The sequence below is a fragment of the Clostridia bacterium genome (assembly GCA_017620395.1).
Taxonomy (GTDB): Bacteria; Bacillota; Clostridia; order Oscillospirales; family RGIG8002; genus RGIG8002.
The window spans coordinates 15,333-40,202 of sequence record JAFZQJ010000033.1 but is presented as its reverse complement, the minus strand read 5'-3'; the positions used below and the strand labels follow the sequence as shown (position 1 = coordinate 40,202).

The following is a 24,870-nucleotide window of genomic DNA, read 5'->3' as shown; positions in this document are numbered from 1 at the left end:
GGCTTGGGGTTGCCGGAACGGAACTGCAGCGCGGCGTCGGAGAAGCTCAGGGGGTATTCCTTGCCCAGACGCTTCGCCTGCTCGCGGTAGATGCCGTCCGCGACGGGAACGAGGTATTTCACGACGGCGGCGCGGAACTTTTCCACGTCCTCCTTCGTGTAGCAGTTTCTGCCCATGCGGTAATAGCCGAGCTCGGTGTAGCCGCCGTAGCCCAGCTTTTTGCCCATCGTGTCGCGCAGGTGGGTGAGCTTGTCGTAAAGCTCGTCAAGCTGCCGCTGGTTGTCCTTGTACCATTGGCCTTCGGCCTTCCACGCGGCGAGGCGCGTTTCGTCGTCGGCGTCGGTCTTGTATTTGCCGAGCTGCGCGATCGTGTAGACTCCGCCCTTGAAGGGTATCTGCGCGGAAGCGAGCAGCTTTTCGTATTCCTGAACGAGATCGCCCTCCTGCTGAAGCTCGGGGATTATCTCGGGCGAGAAGGTCTTGAGCTGGATCTCGGCGTTGACGAATACGATGCTGCCGTACTTTTCCTCAAACTCCTTGCGGAAGGGGGACTGCAGCAGCGCGAGCGTCCATTGCTGCGAGTATTCCTGAAGCTCCGGGAACGCGGCGTTGAAAAACTTGACCTCCGCGTCGTAGAACTCGTCGCGGGTGTCTATCGTGTGGCGCACCTCGGCGAGTGAAGAGGCGGTAGCGATATGCTTCTGCTCCGCGTCGTATTCGAGGAAGAGTTTTTCCGCGGTCGCGAAATCGGGAGCGGAGCGGAACGCCTCGGTCATTTCGGCTATCTGTTTTTTCGCCGCCTCGATGTCCGGGCGCTTATAGGGCATTTCTGAAAACTTCATAAGTATACCGCCTTTGCTTCATAATAATATACGCTATTATAGCACCGGGATACGAAAGTTTCAAGAGGAAATTATACAAATAATGTATATATAAGTAAGCCGGATAAAAACACTTGCCAAACCGCGCCCGAATGGGGTATAATTATAATAATAATGAAATCAAAGGAGGCGCCGGAATGAAGGTAACGCTGAACCCCGACAAGGAGATTGTCGCGGTCATAAAAGAAGGGCTCGAACGCACGGGCGGCTACTGCCCCTGCCGCCTTGAACGCAAAGAGGAGTATAAATGTATGTGCGAGGAGTTCCGCGCGCAGATAAAGGACCCCGATTTCGAGGGCTACTGCCATTGTATGCTCTATTACAAGTCGAAAGACTGACGGGCGCCCGTTTTGTCCGCGGCGCAGGTGAAAACCGCTTTTTCGGACGAAATAATTATTGATTTATTTCGTCTACTGTGATATAGTACAATGTAAAGAGTGCGGAGTTTCCGTTTCGGTAACCGAGTTAGCATGTCAGGCTGTCGTTCGGCAGCACTTATTAACGGAGGTTACAGAGAGAAATGAAAAACGCTATCGAAAAAACCGTCGGCGCTATTGATGTCATGATTTCAAACGCCGATAAAGGACCATCCGGTTTTTGGGTGGATGGTCGTGAAGGGTGCGGTAACCCACGTGTTTTTCCCGAATTTGTCGAGGGTATTGAAAAAGGGAAACTCATTCAAAAAGAGCACGCTATTTGTCCCTGGAATACGGCAGTCATGTATGGTAGCGATTGTGGTAACATCAATACAGGTTGTTGCCATAGTTGCTCGATTGGTGACGCCGTTTTTTTGAGTAAAGAAATGCTCCAAAACGTACTCGAGAGGTACAAACGCAAACTTCAAGACGGAGAATATGAAAATCCTGAAAGCATTGAGCCGCTTTTGAGCGAAGAAGAAAAGACGTTTATCGAAAAAGCAAAGGAAAAAAAGAAAAAGCATGACGCAATGCTTAATCGAAAGAAAGAACAATACAGGCTGAAAAAAGCGGCAGGATTACTTGAAAAGTATAAAAAAGACGATTTGTATGAGGATTTGAAAGGACTTGTCGCGGCACACTATGGGAAAAATGTCGTAGTTCAAACCGAAAAAGGATTATTGGATTTCAGTCGCAAAGGTTTCAATAGAGTTGAAACGCACAAGGTACCTTTTACATATGACGACTATCTTGATTTGCAAATTCAATCACTTTACAACGGAGAGAAAAGAGTATCATTAGAAGCTGGTTATCATAACGTTCCGTTGGAGTTTAGAGGGGAAGTAGCATTAAAAAGCACAAAAAAGCAGAAAGTGCTTCTGAAAGATATCGTATGCGTCAATATGTATTATGATGGTTTACTATTTTCCGGAAAAGAAGAGCACGTATGGGTTGATTTGGATGGTTTCGACGTATTTGATGTTGGAGATAAAGTTGCATTTTACGCAGAGATATACTATTATCTGAAGACTGGCAACGGAAAGAAATTGAATTATGGATTGAAAAGCATCCAAGGGATAAAGAGAGTTGACGACTGCGATTTCGAATAATACTGTTTTTGCAGAGAATAGAGTTAGAACATGGAGGGATTATTGTGAAGAAAATAGGTTCTGTTTGCCTTGCGTTTCTTTTCCTTTTGTCGTTTGCGCTTTGCGGATGCGGCGAGGGGATCAAAGCCAGATACGTTACGACGCTGAAAAACTGGTTTTTCCAGGAAAACTCCGGCGTTAACGAGTATAACTTTTTCTTTTCGCTCCACGGCGACGACGGCGACGCTATCGACGCTGAAGTTACCGCCGACGTTCGTATCGAGGATGAGTCCGGAAACGTCCTCTACAAAAAGACGCACACGGTGACCGAAAAGGATTACGGCGATTATACGAGGCAAAATACGGAACTGCACCTCGCGTGCGTCAGGATCCCGAAATCCGCGGTCCTGCCCGGCGTTTCATCAAGCGGAAAAGCATATTTGAAGGTGTACAGCGAGGGGATCGTCGAATTTGACGAGATCAGCTGCGATGTTTACTACGGTCTTCCCGTCAAGGATGTGAAGATCGTTTGCGATGAACTGCCAACGGAAGTGAATATTATAGATTATAGCAATAGGGTTGAAGGCGCTGTACGTATTGATGAAATCAAGTATTCTTCTGATTGTTCGTTTAGTACTGTGAGTTTGGAAATAGAGGTATTAGGTGTAAAAATCAAGGGTAAGACTTCGTCGTTGTATGACATAATCAATTACAAAATCTATGATAGTCAAGGGTATAGAGTTAAAGACGGTAGTTTGTATCTGTCATCGCTCTCGGAAGGGGATAAGTTTAAGGAGAAAATATCAATTTACAGCGGCATTACCCCGGGCGAAACGTACACGATTAAGTTTGAGGAGCACGGATATTAAAAACGAAATAAAAAACAGCCGGCCAAGCGACCGGCTGTTTTTGCGTTATTAAGTGATCGGCGTTGATCAGAATCCGGCCCTGTGCAGGCTGTTCTGAACCGCGACGGCGACGGCGACGGTGGCGCCGACCATCGGGTTGTTTCCCATTCCGAGGAAGCCCATCATTTCGACGTGCGCCGGAACGGAGGAGGAACCGGCGAACTGCGCGTCGGAATGCATACGTCCCATGGTGTCGGTCATGCCGTAGGAGGCGGGGCCGGCGGCCATGTTGTCCGGATGCAGCGTGCGGCCGGTGCCGCCGCCGGAGGCGACGGAGAAGTACTTCTTGCCCTGTTCGACGCATTCCTTCTTATAGGTGCCTGCGACGGGGTGCTGGAAGCGGGTGGGGTTGGTGGAGTTGCCGGTGATGGAAACGTCGACGTGCTCGTTGTGCATGATCGCGACGCCCTCGCGGACGTCGTCCGCGCCGTAGCAGCGGACGTTGGCGCGCTCGCCCTTGGAGTAGGGGATCTCGCGGACGATCTTCAGCTCGCCGGTGTAGTAGTCATACTGCGTCTGGACGTAAGTGAAGCCGTTGATGCGGGAAATGATCTGCGCGGCGTCCTTGCCGAGGCCGTTGAGGATAACGCGGAGGGGCTCCTTGCGGACCTTGTTGGCGTTGCGGACGATGCCGATGGCGCCTTCGGCGGCGGCGAAGGATTCGTGGCCGGCGAGGAAGGCGAAGCACTTGGTCTCGTCGCTGAGCAGCATCGCGGCGAGGTTGCCGTGGCCGATGCCGACCTTGCGGTTCTCGGCGACGGAGCCGTTGATGCAGAAGCTCTGCAGGCCGATGCCGATATAGCGCGCGGCTTCTTCGGCGTTCTTTGCTCCGGCTTTCAGCGCGATGGCGGCGCCTACGCAGTAGGCCCAGCATACGTTCTCGAAGCAGATGGGCTGAATGCCCTTGGCGATCTCGTAGGGATCGAAGCCGGCGGCTTTGCAGATCTCGCGGCTCTCTTCAACGGAGCCGATGCCGTACTCCGCAAGCGTCTTGTTTATCTTTTCGATGCGGCGGTCGTAGTTTTCAAATAATGCCATAGTTCCGTACCTCTCTTATTCCTTGCGGGGGTCGATGTACTTGGCGGCCGTATCCCACTGTCCGTAGTGGCCGGTCGCTTTCTGCATCGCCTCGTTGGCGTCCATACCGCCCTTTATGAAGTCCATCATCTTGCCGACGCTGATGAATTCATAGCCGATGATCTCGTCGTTCTCGTTGAGCGCCATTCTGGAGCAGTAGCCCTCGGTCATTTCGAGGTAGCGGGGGCCCTTCTCTTTGGTCGCGAACATCGTGCCGACCTGCGAGCGCAGGCCCTTGCCGAGGTCCTCGAGCGAAGCGCCGACCAGAAGGCCGTCTTCGGAGAACGCGCTCTGGGTGCGGCCGTAGACGATCTGCAGGAACAGCTCGCGCATCGCGGTGTTGATGGCGTCGCAGACGAGGTCGGTGTTCAGCGCCTCGAGCAGCGTCTTGCCGATAAGGATCTCGGACGCCATCGCGGCGGAGTGGGTCATACCGGAGCAACCGATCGTTTCAACGAGGGCTTCTTCGATGATGCCGTCTTTGACGTTCAGCGTCAGCTTGCAGGCGCCCTGCTGGGGAGCGCACCAGCCGATGCCGTGGGTGAAACCGGAAATATCCTTGATTTCCTTCGCCTGCACCCATTTTCCCTCTTCCGGAATCGGAGCGGGGCCGTGATACGCGCCCTTAGCGACGGGGCACATATGCTTGATTTCCGCAGTGTAGTTCATATGCGTTTTCCTCCTGTTGATAAAGCCGATATCTCCATATTGTAATAATGAAAACGATCAGCCGGATATACTGTCGGGAAGCGGCGAAAGCGTAACGCCGATCCCTTCGGGTATTATATTATAACTTAATGAAAAAATCAAGGGTTAATATAAAGAATATGATACAAGACTGATTAGCGGTAAGGACAACACGGTTTTGAACGGCGTATTTTGCCCCGTTCCGTGTTAAAATGCTCGGCAATACAGCAAGTATTGCCTTGCGCTTTTGCCTTGAACGGAAACAAAATCGGATCGTTCAAAACTGCTCCGCACCTGAAAGCGAGGCAAATCCGAGGGGTTTGCGGCGCGGAGGACGACGGCGGGCCGGCGACCGCCGAGGACAACAAGCCGGAAAACGCCGGATGTGACCGCTTATCAGGCGTATTGTCCTTATCGCCAATCAGTCGATTCCGCCCTAAATATTTTCCGCTTGCAATATGGGCCTCGCCGTGTTACTATAATGACGTAAGGAGGAATGCGAAATGAAACAGATTGCGGCTTTTATATTCTGCCTGACGCTTTGCGTTCTTGCCGTTGCGCCCGCGGCGGCGTATGCCGAAACGTATAAACCTGCCGATACCGACATTACCGTTACCATAGACGATACTCTGTGGTACGTTTTCACACGCGATAATATCGAGAACAACCCCGAGCTCGAAGAGGTTGGCGGCTCCGTTGAACAAATGCGCAAGATTTTTGATATTAACGACGCGTATATTGATGCGTTCGTTATAGGCGACGACGGGGACTTTCTGGAATTGATCGTTGTTAAAAAAGAAGCGGGTTCCGGAGTGGCGAACCTTTCCAACTACAGCGACGAACTCGTTGCGGATTTGGCGAAGGAAATCTCGGGAATGCAGAGCATAGACGATTACTCCGTATATCAGAATAACGGATACAAGTTCGTCAGACTTGAGACGGTAAGTACCGCTTCGGATAACATCACGTATAACCTGTGCGAGTATTTCACGATTGTCAACAGATACGTCTATTCATTGAAGTTCCAGTCGGTATCGAAATTCAACGACGAAAAATACGCGATGGTCAAAAAGATCGTCGACAGCGTAGAGTTCGACGTCGACGAAACGCTGAAGGAAGACGTGGAGCGCGGCGTTTCGGTCGGCAAGGTCGCTTTGTGGGCGATCGTCGGCGCCATCGGCGGAGGCGCGGTCGGCGGAATCATCGGCTTCGCGGTCGACAGAAAGAAAAAGGCCGCCAAAAGAGCTTCGGAAGAAAAAGCGGCGGTGCTGAACGGCGTTCCGTACGCCGGAAACGACGGCTTCGTCAAGCCGGAAGACTACGTTGAATCCGGCGGCCCGGTCAAGCCCGAAGGATACGATGAAGCGGACGGTTTCGCCAAGCCCGACGGGCGCTCCGAAGAATAACGATTTCGACCGAATTGTCGGTTGATCCGGTATAAATCCCCTTGCTTTGCAGATACTAACGGTACAAATCTGTAAAGCGAAGGGGATTTTTGATACGAAAGCTACGGGGATTGTGAGAAGGATAGACGACCTCGGCAGAGTCGTCATACCGAAGGAGATACGCCGCGTCATGCGCATCCGTGAAGGCGAGCCGCTCGAGATCTACACCGACAACGACGGGGAGATCATCTTCAAGAAGTATTCGCCCGTCGGTGAAATGACGCGCTTTGCGGAGCAGTACGCCGAGGTGCTGCACCGCGCGGGCGGATACCAGACGGTCATAACCGACCGCGACACCGTCGTCGCCGTCGCCGGCGGCTCGAAACGCGACCTTATCGGCAAGCCGGTCGCGGACAGTCTCGAAACGCTGATGGAGAGCCGCGTCCACTACGTCGTGAGGCGCGACTCGGAGAATCTCGTCAGCGTCGTCGACGGCGTTGACAAGACCGCGTCCGTCGTTTCGCCGATCGTCAGCGGGGGAGACGTCGTGGGCAGCGTCTGCATGGTGCGCGAGGAGGGAAAGCCGCCGTCCGAAACGGACGTGAAGCTTATCCAGACCGCCGCGCAGTTCATCGGCAGACAAATGGAAGAATAAACGCAGACCGGTCCGTCCGCGAAACCGCGGGCGGGCCGGTCTTCGCTCGCCGGCGGTCCGGATCGCGTCCTTGCGGCGCTTGTTGCAAATTGTGAAAAAAGTGCGACAAATATTTGACAATTTTTGTAAAAATCTATTGATTTTTTCGCCTTTTTAGGATAGAATTATCTTCGGAGACGGACGAGTCCGTTATCCGAAAATCAAGGAGGAGAAAATAATGAAAAGAGTTCTCGCGTTAATTCTCGCGCTTGCCATGTGCTGCGTACTGTTCGTCGGCTGCGGCAAGGAAGAAACGAACACCAACGGTTCGGGCGACGAACCCGCCGGCAGCAGCTACAAAGTTGCGATGATCACCGATTACGGCGACATCACCGACGAGTCCTTCAACCAGACCACCTACGAGGCTTGCAAAGCGTTCTGTGACGAAAACAAAGTCGAGTTCACCTACAAAAAGCCCGCCGGCGACTCCACGGCTGACCGTGTCGCCATGATCGAGCAGGCTGCCGGTGAAGGCTACAACGTCATCGTAATGCCCGGTTACGCTTTCGGCGGCGCCATTGTCGAAGCCGCGAAGGATTATCCGGACGTCAAGTTCGTCGCGCTGGACGTCGCGAAGGGCGACCTGCTTGAAGCGGGCGTCGCCGCCGCGGGCGAACAGTACGACTACAACCCCGATAACTGGGATCTCGCCAAGTACGTTGACATGAGCAACGTCTACTGCGCCATTTATCAGGAAGAGCTGTGCGGATACATGGCCGGCTACGCCGCCGTCAAGCTGGGCTACACCAAGCTCGGATTCCTCGGCGGAATGGCTGTTCCGGCGGTCGTCCGTTACGGCTTCGGCTTCGTTCAGGGAGCTGACGCCGCTGCGGCAGAGCTCGGCGTGAAGCCCGAGATCAAGTACGTTTACGGCGGACAGTTCTTCGGCGACGCCGACATCACCGCCAAGATGGACACCTGGTATCAGGCCGGCACCGAAGTCGTCTTCGCGTGCGGCGGCGGCATCTACATTTCCGCTGCCGAGGCCGCTCAGAAGGTCGGCGGCAAGGTCATCGGCGTTGACGTCGACCAGGCCGCGATCATCGACGGCAAATACGGCGCGGGCATCACCGTTACCTCCGCTATGAAGGGCCTCTATCCCGCTACCTATGATGCTCTTAAGGACATCATCATCAACGACAAGTGGGATAACTACAAGGGCAAGATCGAGACCCTCGGTCTTATCAGCGGCACCGACGTCGAGAAGAACTACGTCCAGATCCCCTACGAGTCCACTCAGTGGGCCGAAGGCAAGTTCACCAAGGATGACTACGTAACGCTCGTCGGCAAGATGTTCGACGGAACCATCAAGGTCTCCAACGCCACCGACAAGATGCCTGCCGTTACCGCCGTTACGGTCGACGATCAGGGCAACATCAAATAATCTGAACGTTCATAAAACGCGGATCTGAGATCCTGCCGATTCAGTGGACACAGAGTTTTAAGGAGGCAGGGGTGTCCGGAGGGGCGCCCCTGCCTTTCGCATTACAAGCGAGAACGCTCCTTGTTTACATGCTTATTTATTGATTGAAAGGGGAGATGTGAAGTGGAACAGCCGTATGCCGTTGAAATGCTGCATATTACCAAGCGGTTCCCCGGTATCATCGCCAACGACGATATCACTCTCCAGCTGAAAAAGGGAGAAATACACGCGCTCCTCGGCGAAAACGGAGCCGGAAAGTCGACGCTTATGTCGGTGCTTTTCGGTCTGTATCAGCCGGAGGAGGGCGAAATAAGAATGAACGGCGAGCCGGTCAGCATCAAGGACCCGAACGACGCCAACGCGCTCGGCATCGGAATGGTGCATCAGCACTTCAAGCTCGTCGAATGCTTCACCGTGCTTGACAACATCATGCTCGGCGTGGAGCCGAACAAAGCGGGCTTCCTGCTCAAGAGCGAAGCGCGCAAAAAGATAACCGAGCTTTCCGAACGCTACGGACTTTACGTCAATCTCGACGCGCTCATCGAGGATATCTCCGTCGGTATGCAGCAGCGCACCGAGATCCTTAAAATGCTCTACCGTGAGAACGAAATACTCATCTTCGACGAGCCGACCGCCGTCCTCACTCCGCAGGAGATAACCGAGCTGATGCAGATAATGCGCAGCCTCGCGGCGGAGGGCAAATCGATACTGTTCATCTCGCATAAGCTCAACGAAATAATGGAAGTCGCCGACCGCTGCTCGGTCCTCCGCAAGGGCAAGTACATAGGCACCGTCGAGGTCAAGAACACCACCAAGGAAGAGCTTTCCAGAATGATGGTCGGCAGAGACGTCGAATTCACCGTCGCAAAGGAGCCCGCGAAGCCGGGCGAAGTCGTGCTCGAGCTTGACGGCGTACACGTCAAGAGCAGGGTGCACGACAGCGACGCCGTCAAGGGAGTCTCCTTCAGCGTCCGCCGCGGCGAGATCGTCTGCGTCGCCGGAATCGACGGCAACGGACAGACCGAGCTTATCTACGGCGTCACCGGACTTGAACCGGTCAGAGCGGGCAGGATACTCTACAAGGGCGATGACGTCACGCACCGCTCTATCAGAAAGCGCATCACGTCCGGCTGGAGCCACATCCCCGAGGACAGACACAAGCACGGGCTCGTGCTCGATTATCCGCTCGACTACAATATGGTGCTCCAGCGCTACTTTGAGCCGGAGTTCACAAAGAACGGTATGCTCCGCAAGGCCAATATCAGGGCGTATTCGGACAGACTCATCGGGGAATACGACGTCCGCTCCGGACAGGGCTCCGCGACTCCGGCGAGAAGCATGTCCGGAGGAAATCAGCAGAAGGCGATAGTCGCCCGCGAGCTTGACAGAGACTCCGACCTGATCATCGCCGTGCAGCCTACCCGCGGACTCGACGTCGGCGCGATCGAGAACATACACCGCCAGCTCATCGCGCAGCGCGACGCGGGCAGAGCGGTGCTGCTCGTTTCCCTCGAGCTTGAGGAGGTTATGAGCCTTTCCGACCGCATCCTTGTCATGTACGAGGGCGAGATCGTCGGCGAACTCGATCCGAAAAAGACCACCGTCGAAGAGCTCGGCCTTTATATGGCCGGCGCCAAGAGAGGAGCGGTGAAAGATGAAGAATAAACTGCGTTCAATGGCGAAGAGCAACGCATTTCAGTCTATCGTCGCGTCGCTGCTCTGCATAGTCATAGGCCTTGTCATCGGCTTCATAGTGCTGCTGATAATCAAGCCGGACGGCGCGTGGAAAGGCATCACCGACCTGCTCAAGAACTTCTTTAACCGCCCGAACGGCCGCCTCACGCTCAAGTATCTGGGCAATACTCTCGTCAAGACCGCTCCGCTTATCATGTGTTCGCTGTCGATCCTGTTCTGCTACAAGGTGGGACTGTTCAACATCGGCGCGGCGGGACAGTACTGCATCGGCGTCGGCGTTTCGCTTTACGCGGCGCTCGCGTGGGGACTTCCGTGGTGGCTCTGCATGCTGCTCGCGCTCATCGCCGGCGGCCTTCTGGGAGCGATCATCGGTCTTCTCAAGGCGTACTGCAACGTCAACGAGGTCATCAGCGGAATAATGTTCAACTGGATATCGCTGTACGCCGTCAATATGCTGCTGACGACCGTCAAGGAAAGCACGAGTCCCTACACGGTCGATATTTCGAGAAAGAGCATAAGATCGATGCTCCCGTCGGCGGGACTCGACAAGCTCTTCAGCGACAACAGATACGTAACGATAGCGATCCCGCTCGCGATAATCATAGCCGTCGCCGTCTATATCATTCTCGATAAGACGAAGTTCGGCTACGAGCTGAAGGCGACCGGCTTCAACAAAAACGCCGCGAAGTACGCCGGTATGGCGGAGAAACGCAACATCATCGTGACTATCGCAATCGGCGGCGCGCTCGCCGCGCTCGGCGCCTCGATGTTCTACCTGACCGGATACGAGCAGTGGCACTGCAGTCTGTCGTCCGTTCCGTCGATGGGTTTCAACGGCATCGCGGCGGCGTTCCTCGGCGGACTCAACCCGATCGGATGCCTGCTTTCGTCCTTCTTCATCCAGCACATTACCGAAGGCGGCGCGTACGTCGACAAGATGACCTACAGCTCGGAGATATCCGACCTGATATCGTCGATAATCATTTACCTCTGCGGCTTCGTTCTCTTCATCAAGTTCATGATGAACAAGAGCATCGCCCGCAGTGAAGAAAAACGCGCGGCGAGCGGGCACCGGGAGCCCATGCCGGGAACCGATACCGCCGTCGTTGTTGAGGAATCCGGGAAAGGAGGCGATGAGTAATGCTGCTGCTCCTGCAATACACTCTGCTTTATTCATCCGTACTGATCCTGGTCGCGCTGGGCGGCTGCTTCTCGGAGCATTCCGGCGTAATCAACCTCGGCCTTGAAGGCACGATGGTGATCGGCGCCCTCGGCGGCGCGCTCACCATGCACTTTATGCCGAACCTTCCGGCGCCGGCAATGATCATAATGGTCATCCTTATCTCGATGCTCGCCGGACTTGTTTACTCTCTGCTCCTCGCGGTCGCGAGCGTCAACTTCAAAGCGGATCAGACTATAGTCGGAACCGCGATGAATATGCTCGCCGTCGCCGCGGCGACGGTCATCGTCAAAGCGATAAACATCGCCGCGAACCCCGACAAGCCCTCCGCGACGCTGACCTATATCGCGCAGAAGAAGGCGTTTATCGTCAACATCGGGAGCTTCGAGTTCAACTGGTTCATGCTGGTGACGGTGATAGCCCTCGCCGCCGCGTACGTCCTGCTTTACAAGACGAAGTTCGGCCTGCGCCTCATGGCTTGCGGCGAGCATCCGCAGGCGGCCGCGAGCGTCGGCATCAGCGTCTATAAGATGCGCTACTCCGGCGTAATGATCTCCGGTCTGCTCGGCGGACTCGGCGGCATCGTCTACATCACGTCCGGCGTCAGCGAGTGGAAGTTTGAATACGGCGTCGCCGGTTTCGGCTTCCTCGCGCTCGCCGTCATGATCTTCGGCCAGTGGAAGCCGCAGCGTATCGCGCTTTCGGCGCTGCTGTTCGGACTTTTCCGTGCGCTGTCGAACGTATACGACGGCATCGGCTTCCTGAAGGCGCTCAACATCCCGAGCAGCATCTACAATATGCTGCCTTACGTTATCTCGCTCGTCGTGCTCGCGCTCACGTCCAAGAAGTCGCGCGCGCCGAAGGCGGAAGGCATACCCTACGACAAGGGCATGCGGTAGTTCTTTTCGCAACGATCGGGGACGGCGCCGCCGTCCCCGATTCCGACCTGTCTGGAGGTGCGCGGTATGCGTATGTATGACATCATCTATAAGAAGCGTATGGGCGGCGAACTGACCGCGGAAGAAATACGCTTCTTCATCGACGGCTACGTCGCCGGCGAAATACCGGATTATCAGGCGTCCGCGCTGGCGATGGCGATATGCTTCAGAGGAATGACGGAGGAGGAGACCGCGACGCTGACCGACGCGATGGCGAAATCGGGCGACACGGTCGACCTCTCGCGCTTCGGAACGCTGAGCGCCGACAAGCACAGCACCGGAGGCGTCGGCGACAAGACGTCGCTCATCGTCGCTCCGCTCGCGGCTTCGCTCGGTGCGGTCGTCACGAAGATGTCCGGCAGAGGCCTCGGCCACACCGGAGGCACGGTCGACAAGCTCGAATCCATCCCCGGCTACCGCACCTCGCTCTCCGCGGAGGAATTCATCGCGCAGGCGGAACGCATCGGGATAGTCGTCGTCGGGCAGAGCGGGAACATGACGCCCGCGGATAAGAAGCTCTACGCGCTGCGCGACGTGACCGCGACCGTGGACTGCATACCGCTGATGGTCTCCAGCATCATGAGTAAGAAACTCGCCGCCGGATCGCATTCGATAGTGCTCGACGTGAAGGTCGGCAGCGGCGCGTTCATGAAAACGCCGGAGGACGCGGAAACGCTCGCGCGTGAAATGGTGAAGATAGGCAAGCGCTGCGGCAGAAACGTCGCCGCGCTGCTTACGAATATGGATACGCCGCTCGGCAGGGCGGTCGGCAACGCGCTCGAGATCAAGGAAGCGCTCTCGGTGCTTCGCGGCGAAACGCGCGGCCCGCTGCGCGAGATCTGCGTCGCGCTCGCGTCGAATATGGCTTCGCTCGCGCTTGAGATACCGATAGAAGAAGCGGTCGCGCGCGCGGAAGAGTCGCTTGACAGCGGCAGGGCGTTCGCGAAGATGAGGGAATGGATCGCCGCGCAGGGCGGCGACGTCGGGTATATCGACGACCCGTCGCGTTTCCCGCGCGAGCCGTTCGTGCATAACGTCGTGAGCGAAAAGAGCGGCTTCGTTAGCGCCGTGGACGCGCTCCGGATCGGTATGGCGAGCGTGCTTCTCGGCGCCGGCAGGGCGTCGAAGGAAGACGCGATAGACTTCGGCGCCGGCGTGGTGCTCCGCAAGACCGTTGGCGACTCCGTCGCCGCGGGCGAGCCGCTGTGCACGCTTTACACGGCGCGCGAGGACTCGCTTCCGCAGGCGGAGGCGGATATCCGCGAGGCGTTCGTGATTTCGGACGCGCCGCCCGAGAAGAAGCCGCTGATCTACAAGACGGTGAGATAAACGGGAAGCAGTTCGGAAGGGAAGAGGGGAAAACAATGCTCATTATCGGCATCGCCGGAGGCTCCGGCAGCGGAAAAAGCACTATAGCGCGGCGTCTCGTCGAGGAATTCGGCGACAAGGTGACCGTCCTGCGTCACGACGACTATTACAAAGCGCACCACGATATAACCTACGAAGAGCGCACGAGGATAAACTACGACTGCCCGGAAGCGTTCGATACCGATCTGATGGCGGAACACCTGCGCCTTCTGCGCGAAGGCAGAGCCGTCGACTGTCCGGTCTACGACTACACTGTCCACGACCGCAGCGACGAAGTCCGCCGCGTCGAACCGAACTCCGTGCTGATAATCGACGGCATCCTCGTCCTTGCGGAAAAGCAGCTCCGCGACCTGATGGATATAAAGATATTCGTCGATACCGACGCGGACGTCCGCATCATCCGCAGGATAATCCGCGACGTTCGCGACCGCCGGCGCACGCTCGAATCAGTCGTCGACCAGTACCTCGACACCGTCAAGCCGATGCACGAAATGTACGTCGAGCCGAGCAAGAAGTTCGCAGACATAATCATTCCCGAGGGCGGCCGCAACATCGTCGCGCTCGATATGATAAAGCACCGCGTCAACCGCGAGCTCGGAATAAGCGAAACGAGCAGGCGCCAAAGCGAAAAATAAAAAAATCGCAAAAAAATGAAATTTGTGCTTGCATATATGAAAAAGGTGTGGTATACTATCCCTTGCTGAAGACGAGAGGGCGCTTTTGAAGCCGCTTTTCTCCGACAATACGGGGGTGTAGCTCACTTGGGAGAGCGCTTGAATGGCATTCAAGAGGTAAGGGGTTCGATCCCCCTCATCTCCACCAAATGAAAGGATTGCTGTTTTGAACGGCAATCCTTTTTTTTACAAAAAAAGCCTTTGATTTTGGTCAAAATACAACGTTGCTGAAAAATGATTGTATTTTGCCTTGATTTTTCGGCGGCAGTGGTATATACTTAATTTTTAATAAATACTCGCGGTGTGTATGCGGAGCGCTTGCAGTCATCGACGTTGAGGGGAGGAAACAGAGGCGTATTATGAACAATGACGTTTTGTTCGCGTTCAGCGTTTTTCAATTAGTATTCTTGATGCTGGACGTTTTTATCCTGACGAATACGGGCCGCAGCATCGCCAGGAAGGGCGAGTATACGTGGTTTTACGTTTTGATCGTCACGCATATGGTGTATCTTCTTCTCAACAATCTCTGGACGTTGTCGGAGTATGGCCTTGTGAACCTTCCGAGGGGCGTCATGCTGGTCGTCTGTACCATAAGCCTCTGGACAGTGACGGTGTGCGCGACCGCCTTCTTTATGTTCACGGTCGAAAGGCTGGATATACGGTATCTGCGGTCCGGCATAGGCAGGTGGCTGAGCTGGCTGCCTGCGGTGTTTTCCACCTTGATGATCCTCTTGAGCCCGTGGACGAAGCTGGTATTCTATCTCGATGAAAACGACTCCTTCATTCACGGCCCGATGTACCTGCCGATGATGGCTTCGGCAAGTCTGTATCTGCTGATCATAGCGGCGGTATCGCTCGTCAACGTTTGCCGCGCAAAGACAAAGTTTTTGCGCAAATCGAACGCCACGCTGTTTTTCTCGGTGTTTATCATCATCGCCTTTATCGTCGGGGACAGCTTTCTCGCAACGGCGTCCATCCTCCCGGCGGCCATCTTTTCCGTCATTGCCGGGATATTCATCACCATGCAGGTGGCGAACATCAATTCCGACGCGCTGACCGGTCTGAATAACCGCCGCAAAGCGGAGGAATATCTTTCGGACAGAATAAAGAACGTCTCGGAGAAAAAGCCGATATACCTGTATATGGGCGATCTGAACAGTTTCAAAAAAATCAACGATACCCACGGCCACGCCGCCGGAGACGAGGCGCTTATTCTCTGCAGTCAGGCCATCAAGCGAACGATGGAGAGGTACGGCGGATTTGCGGCTCGCTACGGAGGAGACGAGTTTCTGATCTCCTGGCAGCCCGACAAGGACACGGTTCCCGATCCCGACTCGCTCACCGATGACGTGAACGCTTACCTGCGGGAGCTGTCAAGCGATAAGCAGTACAAGCTGGTGATGACCGCGGGCCACGTCTGCTGCACGGACCCGAAGGAACCGTTGAACTCATACATCCGGCAGGCTGACAGTATGCTGTACCGGCGCAAGAGAGAGGCCGGCGTCGGCCGCTGAGCCTTCCCGCACGCCATAGAGACCGACCGCGAGGCGACGGAAATGGAACAGCGCCTCGTCGCCCAATTCGCCGCATCCGAAGGCGTCACCGAATCCCTCAAACGCCGCGACCAGATGGCATGGGTAGGGGCGATGAACAACATCAGAAATCGAGCGAATGACGTAATAATGAAAGAATTAATCAACACATTATAATAAAACGCTGTCTGTAATTGTAATGATAATCGTAATTACAGACAGTGTTTTATGTATTTTGTACTTAACAAACGATAGAGTCAAAAATATTAATCAGATTAACAATGTCTTGATAGTATTGCTTTATATCGCTAAAAGTGGCTGTTGGATTTTTTCCGTGTGCAAAACTGTGGCGATTTGTTACTAATGAATTTGAGGCGGCCACTATTCTCTGACTGTCGGGATTAGACTTTACAGCATTTTTGAAGTTATTACACCACACTGTATCAAAGCGACCTAAGAGTTTACACATTTCCTCATATTTTGCGCTCATTGACCCGTTTCTTACTGTTGAATCTATATATGTATCGACACGGCTATCAGATAATCTTGAGAAATAATCTGCTACAATTGACCGATACACATATTCTGCAGTTCCAGCGGCTTTTATTAGAGCGTAATTGGTCAGGTATCGAATTTCTTTATCAAAAGGTTGTAGTGATTGTATTCGAGATTCAATATCAACTAATTCCGTGGAACATTCAGAAATTAAATCTTGCAACTCCTGTTTCATATTTCTGCCCCAAACAAAAGCTGTCCAGCTAAGTGTATTCTTGTTTTTATGCTCTCAATATCTGTTGTTCGTTGGCTGATTGAGGTCATATATTCTTCGTTTGACAACAGTTGCTTATGGGTATCTTCATTAATAGGACGTGCTTCTATTCCGCCTTCCATGGCAAAGAAAGCTGCAACCATTATAGAGTCATAAATTGCCGGGTGAAAATTTTTAGTAAAAACTCCACGGGAGAAGTTGTTAAATGCTCTAAATCCCAATGAATTATAAACATAATCAATGGTTTTATTAAAATCGTCTTGCATTTTTTCAATTCCATCAGACAACTCGTTTTGATGGATATGCATAATACTATTCAATGATTTTTTTAACGGTATTTGTTTACTTTCAGATTTTAATACAATTTCGGATTTCATAAGGAAGAAACGAAGAATAAATTCAATATCGCGCATTCTGCTATCTGGCTTTTCTGATCCATACATCGATCTCCATTTTGGGTTATTATTAAGTTCAAACAAAAGGGAGTTAAATGTGCCTTGATACACGCAATTGCGTATTTCTTGAGGAGTCAATGTTCTTCCACTTGTATTAATTCTCTCAAATACTTGATATAAACTTGTGTCATCATTTTCAGGCTTTTTCTGCTCAAAAATAATTGCATGAATAGTTGTGCTCTTTATCTTTCGCTGATCATCAGTTGATAACTCTGCAAATGCTTTATTACGCCATCTTGCATTGATTTTCTCTGTATTTGAGAGTTTGAATATTTTTTCATCCGTAGAAAAAATACCTCTTACGTAATCGTAAACTGTCATTATACGCTGATAACCATCTACAATTAACTTTTCGCTGCCGGATTGTGCAAGAAAAATACTGGGTACAGGCAAACCAAGCAAAATTGATTCAATAAATCTGCTTGCTTCAACTTTATCCCAAACATATTTTCGCTGTAATTCCGGCTTAACAAGCTCATTATCTTCATACATGGATATTAGTTCCCTGAATGACAAATCAGCTCCCCAGGATGATATGTTGAATAAAGAATCATCAGAATAATCATCATTAATCTCCGACTTCAATTCAACAATCTTCGCATCTTTTTCTTTCATTTTTTCATATCTCCTTTTAAGATCTTTATCTCTGTATAAACTATTTTCTAACACAACAATCCTTGTTTCTTGAGGACAAACACCAGCTGGAAAAAATGTTTGTGATAGTGATGTACAGTCTGTTTCAATCAATTCATAAAGCCATTTACCATTAATTAATGCCGGGGCAACGCCAAATACAAACGCTTTTTCCATTTCCGCATACTCCTATCGTAATTGCTTGCAATAGTATACGTTAGAAATGGCTATATCATACAGTTTACTTGACTGCGCTTGTTGGCTGATTACAATTACTATCTGCTTGTGTAATCGACAACATCCTTGATAACCAGTTTTTCAATGGCAGAGATTAAATCATGCATAAATGCAAAATCTATTTCCCCGTTTGCCACCGGCAACTTGATTTTCTTGTTCCTAACGACATTCCAGCCGCCGAGTTTATTCTTGTGTGAATAAATCGGGCGATCGGTAACCTTGTTAATGCACATTACCATAAACAGATACTGTTCTCGCGTTAGCTTTCGATTATCATATTTCCAGTCTATTGCATAAGCATCAGATAACACAGTAAACTCAGATGACTGATAATATGCACGATAAACATCACTGTTTGAGGGCAAAGTGATAACATCCTTTAAGACTGTTGCACCACTATAAGGCGCATAATAGTTAAGCCCTTGATTGTTAAAGCTGGAAGTCAGGCAAGGCAGAACATACTCATTCCTTGCTTCAGCAGGTAAATCCTTCGCCTTATACGGAAGCTTGTTAGTCTTAATTCTGTCAAACAGATCCCCCATCCTATATTCTTTCCATTGAATGCCAACTGGTATTTCAATAGGACTCTGGTTCTCGTCGCATTTTTCATCATGCATAAGTCCATTTGCCTTAAAATATGAAGTTAATGCAGCGATACGCTCCGCCTTTATGTCATCCATAAAGGCACTTATAAAGTCAAAATCAATTGTTTTATCCGCAGTTATAGGAAGTTCAATTCTAATGCTCTTAAAGGTTTTGTCAACATTTCGCACGAGAACTGACAGCAGAATCGGCTTTATCTTGTTTAACACAGTTGTAAAAAACGATACTGCGTTTTCGGGGACAGTAAATTTGGGTGTAACCTTTCGTACAAATTGCCCGGCATACCATTGTTTGCTTCGATAGAAAAAGTCCATTTGAAGCAGCCCCAAACTCCATATACCTGCAGGATTTATATTTGCCAAATTAACAAAACCGGTAGTTTGAAGAACACCCTGATTTACAGAAGTTCTTGTAACATAATCATATTCATCTCCCGGAACAAGCGCATTTGTGTTAAAACTTAAAGTGTTATTTATTTCAAACAAATCGCCGAGTTTATATTCGCCCCACTTAACACTCCTCAGCTTTTCGTTAAGTGAGGCATTTATTTTCCCAGGCGGTCATCCTCCAATTCGTTATTGTTTAACAGGCTTGAGATTTCATGTGCAAGATAAGAACTGACGGTTTTCTTAAAATCTTCTATTGTGGGTTTGGTGTCAATAGGTGCTGTTTGATTCCAATCAGCGCCACTATCAGGGTCAATTGTTCCCTCGTAGTATTCTTTCTCGGTATAGTAGTGAAGCTTACTCTTCCCGAAACGTACAAGATCAACAAGCTCTGTATATCTGCCTTTAGCGTGGTCAACGTCGCGAAGATTAATTTTTGCTTTTTTTCGATTTGTTCTCTTATAACCGTCATTTGAGAAATCAATGAATTTAACGATATCGTCCTTTTGGTGAGCTTCACCCACTCTGAAAACATAAACATTCGTTTGTACGTTAGACTTACCTATGAAGAGATCTAACGGCATTCTTATACTTGCAAGCAAGGTGCTGTGCTTGAGGATTCTTTTGTTGAAGTCAATGGCTTTTCCGCTACCAGCTGAATTTTGGATAATGATTGCAGCGTATCCCTTGCTCATCATGGAAAGCGCTTTTTCGACGAAGATCATACCGTTTCCGGGTGCAGAATACGGCGGATTTAGAACAAACGCATCTGCGGGGAATTTCTCGTTCGTTTTTCCAAACCCGTAATTTCCGTTAAACTCCCTCAGAGAGTCTTTATTGATAATGTTAGAGCTGCCGTCACCCATAAGAATCATGTTGAGGATAGCAAGCATATACACTTCGGAGAGGATTTCCAGACCGAGCAATTGGTTGGCTTTAATTTCTGCGGATTTTATCGTGAATGCATCAGGGGATTTGATCTTATCTTTTGCGTCATTCAGCATTTCGTTCATTGAGGCAACAAGAAGACCTGCGGAACCGGTCGCAAAGTCCCACACATACGAATCCATATTCACTCTTGCCAGTTTTGCCAAAAGCGTTGCCACATAAGATGGCGTCAAAACAACATCGTTGAGCTTGTCCTGCGAAAAACCAAGCCAACTATACATTTCATTGAACAGCTTGCCTGTAAAATCGGTGCTGAGACCGATTTTATAATAAATACCCAAGTCATCAATGATCTTTGTGAACACACGTTTTAACTGTGTTTCGCCATTTTCGACTTTATTTATATTGTCGGTAGTCAGTGTGTTCTGAAGAGTTCTGACAATAAGCTCACGCTTTTCCGGTGGCAATTTCTTTTCGTTCAAAAACGCCTTTATCTTCCGGAGGATGATATCGCCGTCTCGGTTGCCATCCTCTGAAGAAGATTTAAGTTCGGATTTTTCAAGGGCAGCGACTTTCCCGGGAACGCCCAGAGTAGCAATAATAGATGCGGCAACGAGATAAACGCGATCGCGTTCACTCAAACCTCTTTCGTTCTGATAAATATCGTTATTGAGTTTAACAAGACTTGTATTGATCTCCTGCTCGCGTCGCTCTCTGAGCTTTTCAATTTCTTCTTGTGATAACTGCAGCTGTTTGACTTTTTCGATGAACTGATCGAAGTTGCCGCTTTTGAGAAAAGAAAGATCAGAATAGTCGTCTACCTTTTGACCGACACCGTAATTGCTCTTGGATACGTAATATACACCAATCTCATACTGCAGCTTGCCTGTATCATCCTTGTAACCGGTCATTCCGATTGCGATGATTTCCGTATAACTGGTATAGTGCAAAATTGCGTTAGCGTAGTGAACAGCACCGTTAACGGCATAAGAATTGATTACTTTATAATCAGGAGTATTATTGGCGGTTTTGTTGGCAACCCTTCCGTCGGAATCAAGCATAACGAGTTTATCTTTATAGCCCTTATACTCAATCAAAATCGGATAATGGACCATATTCTTATCGCTCAACAACAATTTAGCGTCAGGACGATTGCCTCCTGCGCCACCGTTTTTTGAAGCGTAGTCATTCAGAGCAGAATCTATTTCTGCGTTCAAGGATTCTTGTTCCAGTTTGTAATCAAGACCGAACGATTTCAACCAACTGTTTGCCAAATCAGCAATGTTAGGCTCCACAGATTGCACTTTTGCCATTTTATAATCCCTCCATATCTTTTGTGCTAATAGTGCTTTTACAGCTTTATCCGCTTTTCCTCCCAGCTCATGCCCTGGCGGAAGTTCGGCACCTCGAGCAGGCGGCCCCGGTTCGTGACCGAAAGCTGCGAAAGCAGCGCGACCGAAGTCCATTCCGCCGCCTTATAGACGTTCAGCTCTGGCTGGACGTTCGTCTTGACGGCGTCGATGAAGTCCTTGACTATATAATAGTCGCCGCCGCCGTGTCCGGCGTCTCCGCCTTCGCCGGTCTTGTAGCGTTCGGGAAGGAACTCGCTGAAATCCGAGAGCGGACGCCAGCGCTCGTATCCCTTCGGGTCGTCCTCGGTGGCGACGGCGATCATCGCCTCGCCTCCGAAGCGCGAAGCCTCGTAGCATCCCTTCGTACCCTGTATCTGATAATACATCGTCTCGTGCGGACGGGGAGAAATCGTGTCGACGCGAAGCTTGACGAGCTTGCCGCTTTCAAGCTGACAGACCGTCTGCGTCAGGTCGTCGTTGCGCAGGCCGTATGGGTTGTGGTTGCCGGGCGAAAACGAAGCTATCGAAACGATGCGGTCGTCGTCGAAGCACTGCATTATCGGCCCGAGCGAGTGCGTCGGGTAGAAGGCGCCGCGGGTACCCATCTGCCAGTACGTTCTCCAGCCCGTCTTGCCGTGCCAGTTGCGGAGCTCGGTGCAGTCGTGGGTATATTCGCCCTCGCCGTAGTATATTTCGCCGAACATCCCCTTCTTGACGAGAGCGCGAACGAGCTGGCAGTCGGGGATATAGCAGTAGTTCTCGGCGTACATGTATATCTTGCCGGATTTCTCGACGTTTTCGATCAGCCACCAGAGCTCGTCCATCGTGACTCCCGCGGTGACCTCGCACATGACGTGCTTGCCCGCCTGCAGCGCGGTTATCGCCTGCGGAACGTGGCACTGCATCGGCGTGGAGATGACGACCGCGTCGATATCGCCCTTTTCGATCATGTCCTCGTAGATGCGGAAGGTTTTAAGCTCGCCCGCGTAGGGAGATTTCTTCTCTATCTCGCCTCTGGCAAATTCGAGGCAGCCCTCGTCGAGATCGCAAATCGCGGCGATCCTGACATCATCCGGCATGGAGCAGAGAGCTCCGGAAAATGAAAGTCCGCGTACTCCGACAATTCCTATCCTGATCATAAGCGTCTCCTTATCACGCCAAACCCGGTTTGCAGGGCTTGCCTTCGGCGGCGCGGAAGGCGTAATAAAGCTCCTCCGTCGCAAGCGCCATCTTCGTGACCGCGAACTCGCAGTCGTGCGGGTAGATATACCACGTATCCTCCAGCGTGTTCAGGTCGACGCAGTCGCCGTGTTTGCCGAGATACTCATACTCGATGTGGCAGGAGTAGAGCGACGGCACCGGCTTGACCATCTCGAATTCGTCGCCGTCGAAGTCGACGCCTTTCACGCGGAAGCCGTTCATATCGTGAACCATAACGCCCTCGCCGAGCCGTATGAATTTCTTTGCGTTCGGCAGGGAATCGACCGTCACCGGCATCTCGCCGGTGGAATACCTGCCTTCGGCGACCTCGCGGCGCACGTTTTCGCGCTCCCATTCATACCAGTCGGGAATATGCGCGAACTCCGTTACGCCTTCGACCGCGGTAAGCGCGCCGTTCTCGCCGTATTTCCAGCGTTTTCCGCAGGCGGTGCAGATCAGCTCGTCGCCCTTCGAGGTCATTTTATACTCGGCGTGGCACTTCGGGCACTGATAAAGCACCTTGTGCAGTCCCTCGGCGCGCCACGGCGCCTTAACGCGTATCCCGCGCTCCTTCTGCCACGCGTAGTCGTCGTATTGAAACTCGCGCACGAGTTTTTCGTTTATTTCGTCGGAGGTGGCTTTCTCAAGCTCCTCGGCGGTGTACTGCAGCTTCAGCTCGGCCTCCACGGGCTTTACCTTGCGGTTTTTAAGGTTCCAGAACGGGGAGTTGACGTGATGCCCGTGGCATATCAGCGTGACGACCGGGACTTTGAGCATCTTGCAGAGCATGCCGAGTCCTTCGGGAAGCACCGCGGTAGTGCCGCAGAGGGAATAGCGCGCCTCGGGGTAGACGACGGCGATGTCGCCGTTTTTGATAACGCGCAGCAGCTGGCGGATGAGTATGACGTCCTGCGTGAACTTGCGCTTGCAGATGCAGCCGACGTTCCGCAGCAGCCACTCGCGCCCGATGAAGCCGTCTATCGCGACGACGTAGTTCGCGCGGTTCGGCCAGATCGCCTTCGTGGCGACCTTGAAGTCCATGAACGCGTTGTGGTTGCAGAGCAGCAGGTAGGGCGGCTTTATGCCGTCCATTCCGGTCTTCGTTATCTTCGCCTTGTGCGCGATGACGTCCGGCAGACTCAGCAGCAGAGTCAGCGGCCGCAGATACCACCTCGTGCGTATCGGCTTGAGAGTCATATCGAATCTTTCGGGCTGTTTTTTCATATTTGCGGCCCCTTCCGAATAGTGTATAATAAATTATTATAGCATATCCGCGCGTTTTTCAAAAGGTATATTTGCGAAAAAAGAGGGAAAAACAGGATCTGCGCGGCTTATTCGCATACAAAAAGTAAAAATTGATATTAAGAATTATCGAGAAAATCAAAGAAAAACGCCGAAAATCGAAGATTTGATATTTCGAGATGAAAAATCCGAAAATTTCTCTTGACATTTTGCGCTCGTGGTAATATAATCTCCTTTGCAAATTGATTTCAAGGAAATTTGGAGGAAAACGAAATGTCAACTTTTATGGCGAAACCCGCTGACATACAGCGTAAATGGTATGTCATCGACGCGGCCGGCAAGCCGCTGGGACGCGTTGCTACCGTCGCCGCCAGCATTCTGCGCGGCAAGCACACTCCCGAATACACCCCTCACGTTGACTGCGGCGATCACGTTATCGTCATCAACGCCGCCAAGGTGATTCTGACCGGCAACAAGCTGGATGAGAAGATGTACAGACGTCACTCCGGCTACATCGGCGGTCTCAAGGAAGTCCCCTACAGACGCCTTATGGAGAGCGATCCCGAGTTCGTTATGACCAAGGCCGTCAAGGGAATGCTTCCCGACAACACCATCGGCAGGAATTCCATCAAGAGACTTCGCGTTTACGCGGGCGATCAGCACGAGCACGCCGCCCAGAAGCCCGAAGCTTACGAACTGTGAGGAGGTAACGACTAATGTACGATACGAAACCCTATCTTTACGGAACCGGCAGAAGAAAGTCTTCCGTCGCCAGAGTCCGCCTCTACAGCGGTGAAGGCAAGGTCATAATCAACGGCAGAAGCATCGACGAGTACTTCGGACTCGACACCCTCAAGCTGATCGTTCGTCAGCCCCTCGTTCTTACGGCGACCGAGGGCAAGTACGACGTTATCTGCACCGTCGCCGGCGGCGGCGTTACCGGTCAGGCCGGCGCCATCCGTCACGGCATTTCCCGCGCTCTGCTTCAGGCGGGCGACGAGCTTCGCCCCGCGCTCAAGAAGGCGGGCTTCCTTACGAGAGATCCTCGTATGAAGGAAAGAAAGAAGTACGGCCTCAAAGCCGCCCGTCGCGCTCCTCAGTTCAGCAAGAGATAACAATTCCACCCCGAAATTACAACTCGCCGGCATATATTGTCGGC

General features: G+C 51.9%; 24 protein-coding genes and 1 tRNA gene. 16 read left to right on the top strand and 9 right to left on the bottom strand.

Annotated elements, in window-relative coordinates; genetic code table 11:
- Window positions 1–842: M3 family oligoendopeptidase (locus tag J5441_07645; protein ID MBO4935017.1), on the bottom strand; the 842-nt coding region annotated here is incomplete at its 3' end.
- Between the two features lie 176 nt (window positions 843–1,018).
- Here J5441_07645 and J5441_07640 point away from each other — a divergent pair.
- The 3 genes from J5441_07640 (at window position 1,019) to J5441_07630 (ending at window position 3,254) form a co-directional block, all read left to right on the top strand.
- The gene (locus J5441_07640) at window positions 1,019–1,219 is read left to right on the top strand and encodes a ferredoxin thioredoxin reductase catalytic beta chain (protein ID MBO4935016.1); all 201 of its coding nucleotides are present in this window, start codon (window positions 1,019–1,021) and stop codon (window positions 1,217–1,219) included.
- Window positions 1,220–1,401: 182 nt separating this feature from the next.
- A complete protein-coding gene (locus J5441_07635; protein ID MBO4935015.1) occupies window positions 1,402–2,406 on the top strand; it encodes a hypothetical protein in 1,005 nt (334 codons plus the stop codon).
- 44 nt (window positions 2,407–2,450) lie between these two features.
- Window positions 2,451–3,254 (top strand): hypothetical protein, encoded by an 804-nt coding sequence (locus J5441_07630; GenBank protein ID MBO4935014.1) that lies wholly within the window; start codon window positions 2,451–2,453, stop codon window positions 3,252–3,254.
- A gap of 66 nt (window positions 3,255–3,320) precedes the next feature.
- On the opposite strand, the gene J5441_07625 is transcribed toward J5441_07630, so the two are convergent.
- Both J5441_07625 and J5441_07620 read right to left on the bottom strand, forming a co-directional pair.
- Complete coding sequence (locus J5441_07625; GenBank protein ID MBO4935013.1) at window positions 3,321–4,331, bottom strand: GGGtGRT protein; 1,011 nt, start codon at window positions 4,329–4,331, stop codon at window positions 3,321–3,323.
- A 15-nt stretch (window positions 4,332–4,346) separates the two neighbouring features.
- Window positions 4,347–5,039, bottom strand: coding sequence for an iron-sulfur cluster assembly scaffold protein (locus tag J5441_07620; protein MBO4935012.1), 693 nt, complete (start codon window positions 5,037–5,039; stop codon window positions 4,347–4,349).
- A 521-nt stretch (window positions 5,040–5,560) separates the two neighbouring features.
- Between J5441_07620 and J5441_07615 the strand changes: the two genes are divergently transcribed.
- From J5441_07615 to J5441_07565, 11 genes are all read left to right on the top strand, one after another.
- Window positions 5,561–6,463 carry a hypothetical protein gene (locus J5441_07615; GenBank protein ID MBO4935011.1) on the top strand — a complete coding sequence of 301 codons (903 nt, stop codon included), beginning with the start codon at window positions 5,561–5,563 and terminating at the stop codon, window positions 6,461–6,463.
- An 85-nt stretch (window positions 6,464–6,548) separates the two neighbouring features.
- Window positions 6,549–7,097 (top strand): AbrB/MazE/SpoVT family DNA-binding domain-containing protein, encoded by a 549-nt coding sequence (locus J5441_07610; GenBank protein MBO4935010.1) that lies wholly within the window; start codon window positions 6,549–6,551, stop codon window positions 7,095–7,097.
- Between the two features lie 217 nt (window positions 7,098–7,314).
- Window positions 7,315–8,520, top strand: coding sequence for a BMP family ABC transporter substrate-binding protein (locus J5441_07605; protein MBO4935009.1), 1,206 nt, complete (start codon window positions 7,315–7,317; stop codon window positions 8,518–8,520).
- Window positions 8,521–8,706: 186 nt separating this feature from the next.
- Window positions 8,707–10,224, top strand: coding sequence for an ABC transporter ATP-binding protein (locus J5441_07600; protein ID MBO4935008.1), 1,518 nt, complete (start codon window positions 8,707–8,709; stop codon window positions 10,222–10,224).
- Entirely contained in the window at window positions 10,214–11,395 is a 1,182-nt protein-coding gene (locus J5441_07595; protein MBO4935007.1) for an ABC transporter permease, read from the top strand. The genes J5441_07600 and J5441_07595 overlap by 11 nt, the downstream gene beginning before the upstream one ends.
- The gene (locus tag J5441_07590; protein ID MBO4935006.1) at window positions 11,395–12,333 is read left to right on the top strand and encodes an ABC transporter permease; all 939 of its coding nucleotides are present in this window, start codon (window positions 11,395–11,397) and stop codon (window positions 12,331–12,333) included. The genes J5441_07595 and J5441_07590 overlap by 1 nt, the downstream gene beginning before the upstream one ends.
- 66 nt (window positions 12,334–12,399) lie before the next feature.
- The gene (locus J5441_07585) at window positions 12,400–13,701 is read left to right on the top strand and encodes a pyrimidine-nucleoside phosphorylase (protein MBO4935005.1); all 1,302 of its coding nucleotides are present in this window, start codon (window positions 12,400–12,402) and stop codon (window positions 13,699–13,701) included.
- 35 nt (window positions 13,702–13,736) lie between these two features.
- Window positions 13,737–14,375, top strand: a complete 639-nt coding sequence (gene udk, locus J5441_07580; protein MBO4935004.1) for a uridine kinase — start codon at window positions 13,737–13,739, stop codon at window positions 14,373–14,375.
- A 111-nt stretch (window positions 14,376–14,486) separates the two neighbouring features.
- Window positions 14,487–14,562, top strand: a tRNA-Ala gene (locus tag J5441_07575).
- A gap of 211 nt (window positions 14,563–14,773) precedes the next feature.
- Window positions 14,774–15,928, top strand: coding sequence for a diguanylate cyclase (locus J5441_07570; protein ID MBO4935003.1), 1,155 nt, complete (start codon window positions 14,774–14,776; stop codon window positions 15,926–15,928).
- A gap of 42 nt (window positions 15,929–15,970) precedes the next feature.
- Window positions 15,971–16,123, top strand: a complete 153-nt coding sequence (locus tag J5441_07565; GenBank protein MBO4935002.1) for a TnpV protein — start codon at window positions 15,971–15,973, stop codon at window positions 16,121–16,123.
- Window positions 16,124–16,187: 64 nt separating this feature from the next.
- Here the strand turns inward: J5441_07565 and J5441_07560 are convergent, their stop codons facing one another.
- The 6 genes from J5441_07560 to J5441_07535 all read right to left on the bottom strand — a co-directional run bounded on the left by J5441_07560 (window position 16,188) and on the right by J5441_07535 (window position 23,693).
- Window positions 16,188–16,676, bottom strand: a complete 489-nt coding sequence (locus J5441_07560; protein MBO4935001.1) for a hypothetical protein — start codon at window positions 16,674–16,676, stop codon at window positions 16,188–16,190.
- Window positions 16,673–17,785 carry a DUF262 domain-containing protein gene (locus tag J5441_07555; GenBank protein MBO4935000.1) on the bottom strand — a complete coding sequence of 371 codons (1,113 nt, stop codon included), beginning with the start codon at window positions 17,783–17,785 and terminating at the stop codon, window positions 16,673–16,675. The genes J5441_07560 and J5441_07555 overlap by 4 nt, the downstream gene beginning before the upstream one ends.
- Before the next feature lie 293 nt (window positions 17,786–18,078).
- On the bottom strand, window positions 18,079–19,191 hold the full coding sequence (locus J5441_07550) for a restriction endonuclease subunit S (GenBank protein ID MBO4934999.1): 1,113 nt from the start codon (window positions 19,189–19,191) through the stop codon (window positions 18,079–18,081).
- Entirely contained in the window at window positions 19,188–21,230 is a 2,043-nt protein-coding gene (locus tag J5441_07545) for an SAM-dependent DNA methyltransferase (GenBank protein MBO4934998.1), read from the bottom strand. The genes J5441_07550 and J5441_07545 overlap by 4 nt, the downstream gene beginning before the upstream one ends.
- Before the next feature lie 38 nt (window positions 21,231–21,268).
- On the bottom strand, window positions 21,269–22,408 hold the full coding sequence (locus J5441_07540; GenBank protein ID MBO4934997.1) for a Gfo/Idh/MocA family oxidoreductase: 1,140 nt from the start codon (window positions 22,406–22,408) through the stop codon (window positions 21,269–21,271).
- Between the two features lie 13 nt (window positions 22,409–22,421).
- Window positions 22,422–23,693 (bottom strand): 1-acyl-sn-glycerol-3-phosphate acyltransferase, encoded by a 1,272-nt coding sequence (locus tag J5441_07535; GenBank protein ID MBO4934996.1) that lies wholly within the window; start codon window positions 23,691–23,693, stop codon window positions 22,422–22,424.
- A 291-nt stretch (window positions 23,694–23,984) separates the two neighbouring features.
- Between J5441_07535 and rplM the strand changes: the two genes are divergently transcribed.
- Together rplM and rpsI are read left to right on the top strand one after the other, a co-directional pair.
- A complete protein-coding gene (gene rplM / locus J5441_07530) occupies window positions 23,985–24,413 on the top strand; it encodes a 50S ribosomal protein L13 (GenBank protein MBO4934995.1) in 429 nt (142 codons plus the stop codon).
- 14 nt (window positions 24,414–24,427) lie between these two features.
- Window positions 24,428–24,826, top strand: a complete 399-nt coding sequence (gene rpsI / locus J5441_07525; GenBank protein ID MBO4934994.1) for a 30S ribosomal protein S9 — start codon at window positions 24,428–24,430, stop codon at window positions 24,824–24,826.
- Window positions 24,827–24,870: the final 44 nt, after the last annotated feature.